Origin of the sequence: uncultured Microbacterium sp., assembly GCF_947489255.1 — a bacterium.
GTDB lineage: Bacteria > Actinomycetota > Actinomycetes > Actinomycetales > Microbacteriaceae > Microbacterium > Microbacterium phycohabitans.
On the sequence record NZ_CANLCY010000007.1, the window covers coordinates 1 to 14,660 of the forward strand.

The following is a 14,660-nucleotide window of genomic DNA, read 5'->3' on the forward strand; positions in this document are numbered from 1 at the left end:
CAAGACCGCCACCTCATACGCAGCCGGACTCAACCTCGCCGCAGCACTCCAATGGATATAGCAACACGGCCTAACCGAGTCACCATCCGCAAGCAGCCGGAGCAACGGGACCAGCAGGGTTGTCTCGGCGGATCCGGCGAGACGGTCGATCAGGTCGGTAGCAAGGTTCGTCATCGTAATTGATCCAGTTCTGATGGGGTGCGTGCGTCGGTGCACTGTCAGGCGCAGCAGGACAGTTTCGAGACGTCGGTGGTGAACGCTTTCGCGACGATACGGATGCCCTCGGCCATGGTCAGATACGGGGCCCACGCGTCGGCGACCTCGGTGATGGTCTTGCCGAGGATGTAGACGCCGGCGGCGGCGAGCTCGCCCGCGTCCTGAGCGACCGCGGTGAGGCCGAGGATTTCACCAGTGTCGGCGTTGGCAACCATCTTGATGAACCCGCGGGTGTCCCGGTTCACCACCGCACGAGGCACATAGTGCAGAGGCAGGACCCGACAGTCGCAGCGGATCCCGGCCGCGATGACCTCTTTCTCGGTCATCCCGACCGCGCCGATCGCGGGACTGGTGAACGTCACCCGCGGCATCCGCGTGTAGTCGACCGCTGCGTCCGCTCCGTTGAAGGCGTTCTCGGCGACCAGCGTGCCGTGGCGTGCCGCGACGTAGACGAACTCGGGGTGCCCGGTGACATCCCCGGCTGCCCAGACCCGAGGGTTGGAGGTTCGCAGTTCGTCGGTGACGACGACCTGTCCGGCGTCGCCGGTCTTCACCCCGACGACGTCGAGGTTGAGTCCTGCCGTGACCGGGCGGCGTCCGAGCGCGACGAGGATCTCGTCCGCACGGAACTCCTGCTCACCGCCGGAGACCTCCGCCGTGACAACGACCTGACCGGTGGCGGTGTCTCGGACGACCCGGGGCGGAACAGCACGGCGGACCACCCGGATGCACTCGTCGGCGAAGACCTCCTGCAGAGCCTTGGAAACCTCGGGCTCCTCCTTCGACGCGAGCCGGGAACGCACCAGCATGGTCACCGTCGAACCCAGCCGGGCAAACAGCTGAGCCAACTCCAGCGCCACGGAGCCACCACCCAGCACCACCAACGAGTCGGGCACCTCGGTCAGCTCCATCGCCGACGTCGACGTCAGGTAGCCAACGTCGTCGAGCCCCTCGACGGGCGGGGCCCAGGGGGCGGAGCCCGTGGCGATCAGGTAATGCGCGGTCTCGATGGTCTCAACGGTGCCGTCGGCAGCGGTGACCTCCAACACGGGCGCATCCGGAGTGCCAGCGAAGGCTGCGTCGCCCTGCCGGACCGGCCAGCCGTACGCCTCGGCCACGTCGAAGTACTTCTCCCCCCGCATGGCCTCGGCCAGCTCCTGCTTGCCACGCACCAGACCGGGCATGTCCACCGGGCCCGCGGTAGCGGCAATCCCTGGGAATCGGGCGCCGGCGTCCGCCGCCACATGGCGGGCCTCACCGGCAGCGATCAGCGCCTTGGACGGCACACACCCGGTGTTCACGCACGTGCCACCGAACGTGCCGCGCTCCACCATCACCACCGACTTGCCCAGCATGGTGGCGCGGATCGCAGCGGCGAACGCCGCACCACCCGATCCGATCACGGCCAGATCAAACCTCGACTGCATTCCGATCCCTCCCGGACCTATCGCGAACATTCGCTGCTACAGTCATCATCAACCTTCCTGTGCGGTGGAAGGTCAAGTCCTCTGACGAAGGAGCGTCTATAATGCGGATCGGTGAACTCGCTGAGGCGGCCGAGACGACCGCAAAGACGCTGCGGTTCTACGAAGACCAGGGACTCCTACCCGCGACCGAGCGCACACCCAGCGGCTACCGCGACTACACGACTGCGGCGCTTGCCCGTATCAACTTCATCCACCGCGGTCAAGCAGCCGGACTCACCCTGGCCCAAATCCGGCAGATCCTCGACATCCGCGACCACGGCCAAGCCCCCTGCAACCATGTTCGCGACCTGCTCGACACACGCCTCGCTGACATCGACCAGCAACTCGCACAGCTCCACGACCTCCGCGACACCCTCGCCGCGCTACGCGACCAGGCAGACCACGTCGAGCCCGACACCTGCAGCACCGACCAGGTCTGCCGCTACCTATAGCAGCGCCCCGATCGAGAGGTCTGAGAACTATGAGTCGTCTCCGGTGATCCCCGGGCGGAGAGGACGGACTCGAGACCATCACCGCGACATCGGATGACCGCCGCCAAACAGCACTGCAAGAACACCGCCAAAGAGCGTCATCAGTCACAACATTCCGGCACCTCGTCGATTGCCCCGTGGGTGGTGCGAAACCGATCGGTTTCGCACCACTTATTAATCGGCAGTTACCGATATGATCGTCACATGCCGATGACACAAGAGCTCGCAGCTGCTGTATCTCTGTTCCACTCTCTTGCCGATCACAGTCGCCTGACGATCCTGCGTCGGCTGTCCGTTGGTGAAGCGCGGGTGAGGGACCTCACCGACGAACTCGGCTTGGCGCAGTCAACCGTGTCAGAGCACGTTGGATGCCTCCGCGAATGCGGACTCGTTGTTGCCCGCAGTGAGGGCCGACAGAACTTTTACTCTGTCTCCACTCCCGAGGTGATCGATGTTCTCGAAGCGGCCGAGCGACTCCTCGCCGCGACGGGTTTCAAGGTCGATCTGTGCAAGACGTACGGGAGCGACGCCCGATGATCGGAACCATCGTGGCCGCCATCGGCCTGTTCGCGGCGACGAACATCGACGACATCGTCGTCCTCACCGTTCTGTTTCTCGCGTCCGCACGCGGAGCCCTCCCGGGATGGAAGGTCGTGGCCGGACAGTACCTCGGCTTCATCGCTCTGGTCGCAATCAGCAGCCTCGCCGCCGCAGGCCTCACCATCGTTCCGGATGAATGGGTCGGGCTGCTGGGCCTGGTCCCACTTGCGATCGGTGTGTACGGGCTGATTCGTACGCTCCGACGTCGCGGCGACGATGACGACGACGACGAAAGCTCCATCAGCGCCGGGGGCCTGCTCGGAGTTGCCGGCATCACCATCGCAAACGGCGCCGACAACATCTCGCTGTACACCCCTGTGTTCCGCACCAACCCGGTTCCGGACACCATCGTCACCATCATCGTGTTCTTGGTCCTGGTCGCCGTGTGGTGCCTTGTCGCCCGCTTCGTAGGTACCAGCAAAGCCGTCACAGAAGCCCTCGAGAAGATCGAGCACTGGCTCGTGCCGGCCGTGTTCATCGGGCTGGGCCTGTACATCCTGATCGAGTCCGGCGTGATCGTTCGCCTCATCGAAGTCCTGTCGTGAGCAGGTTCACACGCCTCCTCGCTGCCGCTGCTGCCGTAGTTGCCGCCTTCACGGTCGACCAACTCACCAAAGCGTGGGCCCTGTCCTACCTCGACGGAGGCCGTGATATCGACCTTGGGCTGGGCGTATCCCTGCGCCTCGTGTTCAACCCTGGGGTCGCATTCGGTCTCGGCGGCGATGTGGGAGCGCCGCTTGTCGTCGGCGTTATGGTCCTTGTCGCCGCGCTGCTCACGTGGATCGTCATCCGAGTGCTGCGGAGGCAGAGCATGGGCGCTACTGCGCTGCTGGCTGCCGCCGCCGGCGGCGCGATCGGCAACCTGTGGGACCGCACCACACGCGCTGAAACCGGACCGCTCAGCGGAGAGGTGGTCGACTTCATCGCTGTCGACTGGTTCGCCATCTTCAACGTGGCTGACATCTTCACAACGCTCGGCCTGCTCGGGTGGGCAGCCTTGTATCTGCTCCGTCGAGACCACGCTCCCATCAGCGGGAGCACCGGTGACGGTTCCCAGCACCGCGGCTGATCTGGGAACGAGGAGGGCCCGCACGGGTATTCGTGCGGGCCCTTCGCGGGTGGCGGAGGGCGGTGCCCGCCGCGATGCGCGTTACTGCTGGTAGGGGATGAGGCTCAGGCCGCTGTCATCGACGACGAGGATGTCGCCGTTGTTGGTGATGGTGACGGCTTGGGCGGTGCCGTGGATCGTTCCGACTTCGAACCAGTTCTGCGCTCCCGCGGTTGTGGCCCAGATCCGTCCCTGGGTGCCGATACCGACCACGCGGTTGTGGTCCGGGGAGGCGCTGAGCCCGGCAAGAAGGGGAGCATCCGGCCACGCCTGAAATGTGGCAGCCCGGTCGGTGCTGACCAGCAGACCATCCGCGGTGGAGGCCATCACTCGCCCTGCTGCGTCAACGGCGAGCGACATGGCGTAGACGGGTGCCCCGGTGGGCTGCCAGGAGACACCGCCGTCTGTGCTGGTGAGCATTTCATTGGCGTCGGTGGCGACGCCGTAGAGCGTTCCGCGGGGGTCCGCGGCGAGGGCGTGAAAGTCTTTCTCGCCTGTGAATGCGGTGGGTTGCCAGCTCTGCCCGTTGTCGGAGCTTCGGATGATGCCCAGGTTGGGGGCTCCCAGCTCGGGCGGGGTGGTCCGACCGGGGTGGCCAGATGCCACGAGTGTGTCGTCAAGGACGGTCAGGCCCATCGCGTCGAAGTCCGTCTTCGCCAGGCGGGCGCCCAGCTCACCGTCACGGGTGACGGTGAAGATGCCCTCGTGGGTTCCGATAAGGAACCCATCGGTGGCGGGGTCATCAACGATGCCGTGCACGTGTGTGAGCGGCTGCTCAGGGTGGTCGTCACCGGTGAGGGACGGTGAACCGGCGCAGCCTGCGAGAGCGAGCGCGACCATGGGGACGAGGGTGACCAAGGACAAGGCGCGGGTGCGGGAGCCCGGCGCGGTGAGGTTGGTGTGGTGGTGCTGCATTGGGGGTGCGTTTCGTCTGATCGGGTGGTGGGGCGCGGTGGTTTTCCGCGCCCCACCCGGGTGATCAGAGAGTTGCCAGAAGCTCCTCCATGGTCGCGATTTCGGACGTCTGCGATTCGACGATCTGGTTGGCCAGGGCGACGGCGTCGCTGTTCTGGCCGTTGCTGGCCTCTTCCTGGGCCATCTCGATCGCGCCGCGGTGGTGTTCGATCATCTGCTGAAGGAACAGTCGGGCGGCGTCCGTGCCGGTGGCCTGCTCGAGGGCCTGCATGTCGTCCTCGCTCATCATGCCGCCGCCGCTGTGGTCCATGCCGCCCATGTCGGAGGAGCTGGCTCCCCAGTCCTCCAGCCACCCTTCCATGGTCGCAATTTCAGGTTCTTGAGCGGCCTTGATCTGCTCCGCCAGGGCGGTGACGCGCTCGTCGATGCCGTCTTTCGACAGGAGCGTGTCGGACATCTCGATCGCTTGAGTGTGGTGCTCGATCATCATGCTGGCGAACATGACATCCGCCTCGTTGGCGTCCGCTGACTGCGCGGGGCTAGCACTGCTGCTGCTGCCGTGGTCCATTCCGGGCATGCTGCCGCCCGAGGTGGTCCCGCCGGAGCATCCGGCGAGAGTGAGCAGGGCGGCGAGAGTGAACGCGGCGGTCGCCGCGGCGCGGGTCTTCATGGTGTGTTCTCCATCAGTCGGTGATGAGGCACGACGGTTGTCGTGCGGGAAGATGCGTTGCCCGCGCGGAAGGCGGGCGTACGCGTCATCACGTGCGACTGATGCAGAGAACCGTGAGGGAAGGTGGCGGGACAATCTGTGCGGGCGCGGGCCACCGGGCCTGTACCGCGCGGAGTACGTCGTCTCGGACGGTAATGCGCCACCCGATACGGTGACGTGCGAGCACGAGCACGCTGACAAGCAGCGCCAACACGCACGCCATCCAGGCCATGGCGTGATCGTCGCCACAGTCGCCGCAGCCGTCGTCGTGGGCAGCGGTCGTGTTCAGCTGGGCGGAGAGGGGCGCCGCATCGTGATGGGTCGATACCTCTCCCGCGACAGCCACCGTGTCGCCATGTCCGGAGGCGGTGGTGTGGGTGTTGAGGGAGTGCATTGCCAGGAGCCCCACGATGACGGCGCCGGTTACAGCGATCACCATCAGCAGGGTGCGGGTGAATGCACGCTGGCCACGCACATGCTGCGCGAGGGTAATCAGCGACATCTTCACCTCCTGGTCGGTTTCTAGGCTAACTTTCGCCGGCGAGGGCGGGTGGGCCGCTTGACGGCCAACGCGCGCTTTGCCCGCGAGTGGGTGACGGGAACTGGTGGGTTACAACGCCGCGAGGAGGGCGCTGCACGCCTGCTCGCAGCGGCGGCATGCCTCTGCGCAGACCCGGCAGTGCTCGTGCATGTCGGCGTGCTGCTCACATTCCTGCGCGCACGCGGCACACGCGGTACGGCATGCCTCCACAACAGCGCGAACCACCTCGACGTCCACCGTCGTCTGTCGAGAAAGCACCGCACCGGTCGCGGCGCAGACGTCGGCGCAGTTGGCGTTTTTGGTGATGCACGTCACCAGCTCGGCCACCATGCCCTCCGACAAGCACGCGTCGGCACACGCGGTGCAGGTCTGCGCGCATTCGATGCACGCCTCAATGCAGCGGGCGAGTACGTCCGCGGCCTCAATGGACGCGGCCTTGGGGTGAGTAGTGAGCATCTGATCGATAGCAGTCATGTTCGCTGGTCCTTTCCCGGGGACCGTCCCCGGCGCCTGCCACGATACGAGCGGGCGACGGGGACGATCCGGGGGGTTGCGGGCGCGGGGAAACTACTTCGCGGCGACGGCTTGCGGGCTGAGGTCGAGCCGACGCAGGAGTTGCGCGTTGAGCGCGACGACGATCGTGGACAGCGACATCAGGATCGCTCCGACGGACATGGGGAGGACGAACCCGATAGGGGCGAGCACTCCGGCGGCGAGGGGGACGGAGATGAGGTTGTATCCGGCGGCCCACCACAGGTTCTGCTTCATCTTCCGGTAGCTGGCCCGCGACAGGTCGATCACGGACAGCACGGAGCGGGGGTCGTCGCTGGCGAGGATGACCCCGGCGGACGCGATGGCGACGTCGGTGCCCGCGCCGATGGCGATACCGACATCGGCTTGTGCGAGGGCGGGTGCGTCGTTCACCCCGTCACCGACCATGGCGACCTTGCGGGATTCGTTCTGGAGCTGCTTGACCTTGGATGCCTTGTCTTCTGGGCGGACCCCCGCGAAGAAGCGGTCGATGCCGAGGTCGGCGGCGACGGAGGCGGCAACCGCTTCGGCGTCTCCGGTGATCATGACCACCTGCACGCCCCGCTGGTGCAGCGCGTCGACCGCAGCGCGCGATTCGGGGCGGATCTCATCCGCCAGGCGCAGCGCTCCTGCCACCTGCCCGTCGATGAGAACGTGGAGGATGATCGCACCCTCCTTGCGCCACTCGTTCGCGATCGACCGCTCAGCGGCCTTCTCCTGCTCGAGCATGTAGGGGCCGCCGACCTGGACGGTGCGCCCGGTGACGTGCGCGCGGACACCGACGGCCGGGGACGATTCAAAGTCGTTGGAGGAGGGCACGGTGAGCTGCTTCTCTTTCGCGGCGTTCACGATCGCCCGAGCAAGGGGGTGTTCAGAGTCCGCCTCGGCGGCGGCGGCCAAAGCCAGCAGTTCGTCTGCATCGACCCCTTCGGCAGGGTCGATCGCGGTGACGGCCGGCGTTCCCTTGGTGAGTGTGCCGGTCTTGTCGAACAGCACCGTGTCGACGGTGCGCATGCTTTCCAGCGCGAGACGGTCCTTGATCAGAACACCGCCGCGCGCGGCACGCTCCGTGGCGATCGACACGACGAGCGGGATCGCCAGTCCCAAGGCGTGCGGGCAGGCGATGACCAGAACGGTGATGGTGCGGATGACCGCTTCGTCGGGGAATCCCACCAGGGACCACACCACAGCGGTGACCGCTGCCGCGCCGAGCGCGAACCAGAACAGCCACCCCGCAGCACGGTCCGCGAGCCGCTGCGCGCGAGAGGAGGAGTTTTGGGCTTCGGTGACAAGCTTCTGGATGCCGGCGAGGGCGGTGTCCTGTCCGACCGCGGTGATTTCTACGCGAACTCCGGAATCGGTAGCGACCGTGCCGGCGACGACCTGATCGCCGTCGCCGCGGCGAACGGGGCGGGATTCTCCGGTGATCATCGACTCGTCCATGCTGGCCGAGCCCTGCACGATCCGCCCGTCCGCGGGAACCCGCCCACCGGGGCGGACCACAACCACGTCACCGACCTGCAGCTCAGCGGGGGCGACGGTGACGGTGGTTTCCCCGTCCACCTTCTCGGCCTCGTCGGGCAGGAGCGCGGCGAGGGAGTCGAGGGCGGAGGTGGTCTGGGCGAGGGATCGCATCTCGATCCAGTGCCCGAGAAGCATGATGACGACCAGCAGCGCCAGCTCCCACCAGAAGTCCAACTCGTGGTGCAACAGCCCGAGGCTTGCCCCCCAGGACGCGAGGAACGCGACGGTGATCGCGAGGGCAATGAGAAGCATCATGCCGGGCTTGCGGGCGCGCAGCTCGCTGACGGCGCCGGTAAGGAACGGGGCGCCACCCCAGACATACATGACGGTCCCGAGAATCGGGGACACCCATCCCACCCACGCCGCGTCCGGCAGCGGGTAGCCGATCAGCATCGAGAACATGCTGGAGAAAGCCACGACCGGCACCGCGAGAACCAGCATGATCCAGAACAGCCGCCGGAACCGGGCGACGTGATCACCGTGACCGGCGTGACCGCCGTGGTCGGCGTGACCGTGCCCGGCGTGCCCCGCCGCAGGTGCCCGATCATCCGTGCCGTGCGGGTGGCCCATCGCTGCGTGGTCGTGTACTGCCGTTGCCGCCGGAGCGTTGTGGCCCTGGTGGTTCGTGCGGGCCGAGTGGTTGTGATGTTCGTGCTGGCTCATGGGAGCCTCCTTCGCTGGGTGCGCCGCCACGGCGCACGATTCAGGCCGGTTGGGGAATGGGAGTGCGGGCGATGTGCACGGGTGCCGGCTCGGGGCGGAACCGGCGCAGCCGGAGGCTGTTGGTCACGACGAACACCGACGACAGCGCCATGGCCGCCGCGGCGACGAGCGGGTTCAGCAGCCCGGCCATGGCGATCGGGATGGCGGCGACGTTGTAGGCGAAGGCCCAGAACAGATTGCTCTTGATGGTGCGGAGGGTGCGGCGGGAGAGTCGGATCGCGTCGGCCACGACGGTCAGGTCGCCGGAGACGATCGTGATGTCACTGGCGGCGATCGCCGCGTCCGTGCCGCCCCCCATCGCAAGGCCGAGGTCGGCTGCGGCGAGGGCCGCGGCGTCGTTGACGCCGTCACCGACCATTGCGACCACGTGGCCATCGTTTTGGAGCCGGCGGATCACTTCGAGCTTCCCGGCGGGGGTGACGCCGGCGTGCACGTCGGAGATGCCGACCTCAGCGGCGATCCGTGCGGCCGTGGTGTCGTTGTCGCCGGTGAGGAGCACCGGGCGCAGCCCGAGTGCGCGGAACCGTGCGATGGCGGTCGAGCTGGTCGGCTTCACCGTGTCCGCCACGCCGATCGCGCCCAGGTACTGCCCGTCGCGGCCGACCGCGATTGCGGTACTGGTACGAGCGAGCGTGTTCAGCTCCGCTGCGGCCTCCGACGGTGGGCGGATGCCCCACTGCTCGGCCAGCCAGGAGGCGCGGCCCGCGACCACCGCGGCGCCGTCCACGATCCCCTGCACACCGAACCCGGCGTGCGAGGCGAAGCTGTCCGCATATGCACCAGGCGCGGTGGCGGTGATCGCGCGGGCGACGGGATGCTCGGAGCCCGCCTCGACCGCAGCGGCGACCCGCAGCAGCTCGTCCCGGGTGACACCAGGGGCGGGGTGAACGGTGGTGACGGTCATCTTGCCGGTGGTCACGGTGCCGGTCTTGTCGAGCACGATGGTGTCGACGGTGCGGGTCTGCTCCAGCACCTGCGGTCCACGGATCAAGATTCCCAGCTGCGAGCCCCGGCCGGTGCCCACCAAGAGGGCGGTGGGGGTGGCGAGGCCAAGCGCGCACGGGCACGCGATGATTAGTGTCGCGACCGCGGCGGTGAACGCTTGTTCCAGCGATGCCCCAGCGATCATCCAGCCGACGAAGGCGGCGGCGGCAAGTCCGATGACGATCGGGACGAACACGGCCGACACCCGGTCAGCGATGCGTTGCACCTTGGCCTTGCCGGTTTGGGCTTCCTCCATCAGCCGGCGCATGCGCGCGAGCTCGGTGTCGGCGCCGACCCGGGTGATTTCTACGGTGAGGCGGCCGCCGACATTCACCGTCGCTCCTACGACACGCGACCCAGTCGTCACCTCGACGGGGACTGATTCTCCGGTGAGCATGCTGGCATCGACGGCGGAGGCACCATCGATCACCAGCCCGTCGGAGGGAATCTTCTCCCCCGGTCGAACGAGCACAGTGTCTCCGACCGACAGCTGCGCGACCAGCACCATCCGTTCGGCGCCGTCGACGAGCTGCGTGGCGTGCTTCGCGCCCATCTCCAGCAGCGCCCGTAACGCCTCCGACGATGATTTCCTCGCGCGCGCTTCGGCATACCGCCCGGCCAGGATAAAGACGGTGACCAGCGCGGCCACTTCCAGATAGATTTCGTGGCCCCCGGCCTGCGGGGTACCGACGAGGGTGAACGTCATCGTCATGCCGGGCACGCCTGCGCCACCGAAGAACAGCGCGTAAAGGGACCACCCGAATGCGGCGATGACGCCAACGCTGATGAGGGTGTCCATGGTCGCCGCGCCGTGTCGGGCGTTGACGGCCGCGGCCCGGTGGAACGGCCACGCGCCCCAGACCGCCACCGGGGCGGTGAGAGTGAGGGCAAGCCACTGCCAGTACTCGAACTGCAACGCCGGGACCATCGACAACACTGCCACCGGCAGCGACAGGGCGGCACTAATCAGCAGACGCCGCCGTAGCGCCCCGACCTCGCCGTCCTCTCGGTTTGGGGTGTTCTCATCGATATCACCGCTCGGTGGCGGTGCGGGGAGAGCCGCCTGGTACCCCGCGGATTCGACGGCGGCGATCAGGGTGGCAGGGTCGACGTCGTTCCCGCGAACACGTGCTTTTTCGGTGGCGTAGTTCACCGTTGCTTCCACACCGGGAAGCTTGTTCAGCTTGCGTTCAATCCGGGTCGCACACGACGCGCATGTCATCCCGGAAATATCGAGTTCGACGTCGACCGCGCTCATGCGGGTGCGCCGGCCAGGGTGTAGCCGGCCTCCTCCACCGCGGCCCGCACTGCGGCGGCATCGATCGGGGTCAAGCTGTGGATGGTGACGCGCGACGTACCGCCGGCGTTGAGGTCTACCGTGACATTCTCGACACCGTCGATCGCAGTCAGCTCCTCCGTGACGCTCGACACGCAGTGCGAGCATGTCATTCCGGTCACCAGGACGTCTTCTGTCACCGTCGCCGCGGTGGACGCGGGTGCGTCTGTCGCTGCGGACGTGGCGCAGCAAGCGCAGCCGGCGTTGGTGTCTTTCAGGCCGAGGTCGATGCGGTCGGTCATGATTTGCTCCTCTGGGGTCGGTGCGGGATCAGGAACGGACGAGCCGTGCAATCGCGTCGTTGGCCTCACGAATCTTCTCTGCGGCAACCTGGCCGCCCTCTGCGCTCGCCTCCGCGACGCAGTGGCGGAGGTGATCCCCGAGCAGGGATAGAGCAACCGTCTCCAAAGCCTTCGTCGCGGCGGAGACCTGCGTAAGGATGTCGATGCAGTACTTGTCTTCATCGACCATTCGGGCGATCCCTCGTACCTGACCCTCGACGCGACGCAGCCGCTTCTGGAGGTCGTCTTTGTTGCCCTCGTATCCGTTCACCTAGATACCATACCCCCCTAGGGTATGTAGCGCAACACTCCTATTCATCCCCCTGCGCGCGTCCACCGGAGTGGGCCGCCCAACCGGGGATGATTATTCAGCAAGTCCTGTACTGTCGACACGTGTCCACAGCCACTGCGACTGCCACCGTGACGCATACCGCCGCGCTCGCGCGCCTCGGCCACGCGCTCTCCGACTCCACGCGCGCGGGCGTGCTGCTGGCACTGCGGGAAGCACCCGCCTACCCCTCCGACCTAGCGGACGCTCTCGGCGTCTCCCGACAGGTCATGTCGAACCAGCTCGCGTGCCTTCGAGGGTGCGGGCTCGTGGAGGCTGTGCCGGATGGGCGGCGCACCTGGTATCGGCTTGCTGACTCTCACCTCTCACCCGCCTTGGACGAGCTGCTACGCGTCGTCCTCTATGTCGAACCGGGCTGCTGCGCCGGAGAAAGCTGCACCTGCGCATGACCACCACGACCTCTCGCCCCACAGACGACCGCCGGCACACTCTCCAACGCCGCATCAAGTGGATCGTCACCGCGACGATCGCCTACAACCTCATTGAGGCCGTCGTCGCGATCACCGCCGGCACCGTCGCCTCATCGGCTGCGCTGATCGGGTTCGGCCTGGACTCCACGATCGAGGTCCTCTCGGCGGCAGCCGTGGCCTGGCAGTTCACCCGCCGCGACCCCGAGCGGTGGGAGAAGGGCACGCTGCGCGTCATCGCCGTGGCGTTCTTCGCCCTCGCCGCCTACGTCACCGCGACGTCGGTGCTCGCGCTCGTGGGCCAGGTCGACGTGCAGCACTCCACTGTCGGAATCGTGCTCACCGCGCTCAGCGTCGTCATCATGCCATTCCTCTCGCTGGCGGAACGACGCGCGGGCCGCGAGCTGGGATCGGCAACCGCTGTGGCCGACTCCAAGCAGACCCTCATCTGCACCTACCTGTCCGCCGCGGTTCTCGTCGGCCTCATTGTCAACAGCCTGTTCGGCTGGTGGTGGGCCGATGCGATCGCCGGACTCGTCATCGCCGCCTTCGCAATCCGAGAGGGTATCGAGGCATGGCGCGGTGACGCCTGCGCCACCTCCGTGGGGATGCTCCTCGAGGAGGAGCACGACGACGACCATCACCGCTGAGCGGGTAGAGCACCTCAGATCAGCCATGACGGCTTCTGTCGCACGCCGCATGAGGAATCTAGGACGTCGTTCTACCGCGCACGGGAGAGGAACACCACCCACCCACCCAGAACGACCGCGATCGCGGAGCCAGCAGCCAGCACCACTCCACCGAAGTCTTGGTCTTCGGCTGGTGCTCTACCCCAGGTGCGGCCCATCGCACCGAACCAGTCGGCGGCTACTAGACCGGCAGTAGAGATGTACACAGATACAACCGCCATCGCCACAGCTAAACCGACGACCATCAGCAGCTTCATCTGTGTCGGCCGGCGGCTGGACCCGTCACCACCTATCAAGCCACGCACGAGCAGAGATCCCACGACGAGGGTTGCTGCCGTCGCCATTTGCCGCCCTAGGAGATCCCCTACTGTCCAACGGAGGAGGTCAGAACTGAAAAGCAGCCAAATCAACATCGCGGTGGCCGGGACAGCGACCACGGGTGCCGAAGCGAAACGCACACCTCGCGAATGCATGAGCACCTGCGCCCATTCATACCCTCCCCTGCTGCCGTCTTCGCGGCGATGGGCTGCCTTGCGGGCGAGCTCGATTGGCGCCCCGGCTGCGAGAAGGGGCACCACCCCGACAAGGAGAATGACTATCCCAAGAACGTGCGCACTGTAGATGTAGCTACGGTAAGCGCCCAACGCTCCGCTAGTGACCCATACCAAGAGGAGCGTCCCTGCCACCCACGCGGTCGCCCGCCAGGGGTTCCATCGGTACCCACGCGCCTTTAGCCGCAGCACAGCGCTCACGTAGAAGATGAGTCCGAGCACGGCGGCAACTAACCACAGCAGGTCGGGGCTCCACGCCGTGAACCAACGCGACATAGTCCACTCAGGAGGTAGCGGAGCGCCGGTGAGTACCTCAGCGGGTGTGAGCGCGCCTGCAGGTTCGGGGAGAATCGGCGGCGGTGTTCTCGCGAGAGCGGCAGCCGCTCCACTAGCCATCCCCATCAATCCCAACTCCGCACACAACAGCAGCCAGAAAGTCTTGGCGTCGCTGGGGTTGGCGCGCATCCTTCGGAGTAGACGCAGTCGGTAGATCGCCCCCAGAACACCGATGGCGGTGAGGGCTACAACCTTGACGATGAGGATGAGGCCGTAAGGGGAGGCGAGAGCACCGAGAGTTTCTAGGCCGATGGCGGCTCGAACCGTGCCCGAGAACGCGACGAGCGCGAAGGCAATAACGGCGATGGTGGAGTACCGCATCAGAACTGTCGCCATCTCACTCTTGGAAGTGACGGAACGAATGATCGCCAGCAGCAGCAGACCACCGAGCCAGACCGCTGCGGCGATGAGGTGTATGACGATGGCTGTCGTGGCTTGCTGGTGAGAGGCCTCATCACCTGAATGGCCTTGTGTTCCCATCGGGACAAGCGCTGCCAGCGCGAGAAGTGCCACGGTTGCTGTCCCGCCCCACGAACGCACCGCAAATGTGAGCACCGCGAGAATGGCACCCGCGATGGTCGTCATCAACCACACACGTCCCCCCTCGGTCTGCACGAGGTACCGGCCAAGCTGAGACCCAAATTCGGGACCGGCATTCAAAGCGGGGTTGAAGATGACCATGAAGCTGAAGAAGCCAGTAGCAGCAGATGCCACGGTGAAGATGGCGGCAGATAGCGCAGCAACATCCAACGCCAATTCAAACCCGCGCTGTTCGACGCGCAACGAGAACAAGGCGACAAAGAGCGCCCCTCCCATTCCCGCGGCGCTCATGTTCACGACGAGCTTTGACACTGGCAGCCCCCACCGTGCGAGGGGCCCGGCGTCGGCCAGTTGCAAGGGGGC

The 14,660-nt window shown here is 66.5% G+C and carries 16 protein-coding genes; 6 read left to right on the top strand and 10 right to left on the bottom strand.

Translation table 11 applies throughout. The features are described from left to right. Positions 1–218: 218 nt before the first annotated feature. Complete coding sequence (gene merA / locus Q0818_RS16035) at positions 219–1,643, bottom strand: mercury(II) reductase (protein ID WP_128219030.1); 1,425 nt, start codon at positions 1,641–1,643, stop codon at positions 219–221. 101 nt (positions 1,644–1,744) lie between these two features. Between merA and Q0818_RS16040 the strand changes: the two genes are divergently transcribed. The 4 genes from Q0818_RS16040 to Q0818_RS16055 all read left to right on the top strand — a co-directional run bounded on the left by Q0818_RS16040 (position 1,745) and on the right by Q0818_RS16055 (position 3,842). Further along, complete coding sequence (locus tag Q0818_RS16040) at positions 1,745–2,134, top strand: heavy metal-responsive transcriptional regulator (protein WP_108320786.1); 390 nt, start codon at positions 1,745–1,747, stop codon at positions 2,132–2,134. Positions 2,135–2,377: 243 nt separating this feature from the next. Further along, positions 2,378–2,710, top strand: coding sequence for a metalloregulator ArsR/SmtB family transcription factor (locus tag Q0818_RS16045; protein WP_108320785.1), 333 nt, complete (start codon positions 2,378–2,380; stop codon positions 2,708–2,710). Then, a complete protein-coding gene (locus tag Q0818_RS16050) occupies positions 2,707–3,318 on the top strand; it encodes a cadmium resistance transporter (protein ID WP_058233649.1) in 612 nt (203 codons plus the stop codon). Before Q0818_RS16045 ends, Q0818_RS16050 begins: the two co-directional genes overlap by 4 nt. Next, positions 3,315–3,842: a signal peptidase II gene (locus Q0818_RS16055; RefSeq protein WP_058233650.1), complete on the top strand. Its 528-nt coding sequence runs from the start codon at positions 3,315–3,317 to the stop codon at positions 3,840–3,842. The genes Q0818_RS16050 and Q0818_RS16055 overlap by 4 nt, the downstream gene beginning before the upstream one ends. An 81-nt stretch (positions 3,843–3,923) precedes the next feature. Here Q0818_RS16055 and Q0818_RS16060 read toward each other — a convergent pair whose 3' ends face one another. The 8 genes from Q0818_RS16060 to Q0818_RS16095 all read right to left on the bottom strand — a co-directional run bounded on the left by Q0818_RS16060 (position 3,924) and on the right by Q0818_RS16095 (position 11,696). Further along, positions 3,924–4,796, bottom strand: coding sequence for a F510_1955 family glycosylhydrolase (locus Q0818_RS16060; RefSeq protein ID WP_239277143.1), 873 nt, complete (start codon positions 4,794–4,796; stop codon positions 3,924–3,926). A gap of 64 nt (positions 4,797–4,860) precedes the next feature. Beyond that, positions 4,861–5,466: a DUF305 domain-containing protein gene (locus Q0818_RS16065; RefSeq protein WP_298877280.1), complete on the bottom strand. Its 606-nt coding sequence runs from the start codon at positions 5,464–5,466 to the stop codon at positions 4,861–4,863. An 88-nt stretch (positions 5,467–5,554) separates the two neighbouring features. Next, positions 5,555–6,007, bottom strand: a complete 453-nt coding sequence (locus tag Q0818_RS16070) for a DUF6153 family protein (RefSeq protein ID WP_164878282.1) — start codon at positions 6,005–6,007, stop codon at positions 5,555–5,557. A gap of 108 nt (positions 6,008–6,115) precedes the next feature. Next, a complete protein-coding gene (locus Q0818_RS16075) occupies positions 6,116–6,520 on the bottom strand; it encodes a four-helix bundle copper-binding protein (protein ID WP_298877282.1) in 405 nt (134 codons plus the stop codon). Positions 6,521–6,613: 93 nt separating this feature from the next. Further along, positions 6,614–8,671 (bottom strand): heavy metal translocating P-type ATPase, encoded by a 2,058-nt coding sequence (locus Q0818_RS16080; protein WP_298877359.1) that lies wholly within the window; start codon positions 8,669–8,671, stop codon positions 6,614–6,616. 133 nt (positions 8,672–8,804) lie between these two features. Further along, the gene (locus tag Q0818_RS16085; RefSeq protein ID WP_298877284.1) at positions 8,805–11,066 is read right to left on the bottom strand and encodes a cation-translocating P-type ATPase; all 2,262 of its coding nucleotides are present in this window, start codon (positions 11,064–11,066) and stop codon (positions 8,805–8,807) included. Beyond that, positions 11,063–11,386, bottom strand: coding sequence for a cation transporter (locus Q0818_RS16090; protein ID WP_058233654.1), 324 nt, complete (start codon positions 11,384–11,386; stop codon positions 11,063–11,065). The genes Q0818_RS16085 and Q0818_RS16090 overlap by 4 nt, the downstream gene beginning before the upstream one ends. A 28-nt stretch (positions 11,387–11,414) precedes the next feature. Beyond that, a complete protein-coding gene (locus Q0818_RS16095; protein ID WP_058233655.1) occupies positions 11,415–11,696 on the bottom strand; it encodes a metal-sensitive transcriptional regulator in 282 nt (93 codons plus the stop codon). Positions 11,697–11,785: 89 nt separating this feature from the next. Here Q0818_RS16095 and Q0818_RS16100 point away from each other — a divergent pair, with 89 nt between their 5' ends. Both Q0818_RS16100 and Q0818_RS16105 read left to right on the top strand, forming a co-directional pair. Then, on the top strand, positions 11,786–12,163 hold the full coding sequence (locus Q0818_RS16100; protein ID WP_076677834.1) for a metalloregulator ArsR/SmtB family transcription factor: 378 nt from the start codon (positions 11,786–11,788) through the stop codon (positions 12,161–12,163). Further along, entirely contained in the window at positions 12,160–12,831 is a 672-nt protein-coding gene (locus Q0818_RS16105) for a cation transporter (RefSeq protein ID WP_076677837.1), read from the top strand. The genes Q0818_RS16100 and Q0818_RS16105 overlap by 4 nt, the downstream gene beginning before the upstream one ends. A 71-nt stretch (positions 12,832–12,902) precedes the next feature. On the opposite strand, the gene Q0818_RS16110 is transcribed toward Q0818_RS16105, so the two are convergent. After that, positions 12,903–14,609 carry a cytochrome c oxidase assembly protein gene (locus Q0818_RS16110; RefSeq protein WP_176776671.1) on the bottom strand — a complete coding sequence of 569 codons (1,707 nt, stop codon included), beginning with the start codon at positions 14,607–14,609 and terminating at the stop codon, positions 12,903–12,905. Between the last annotated feature and the right edge of the window lie 51 nt (positions 14,610–14,660).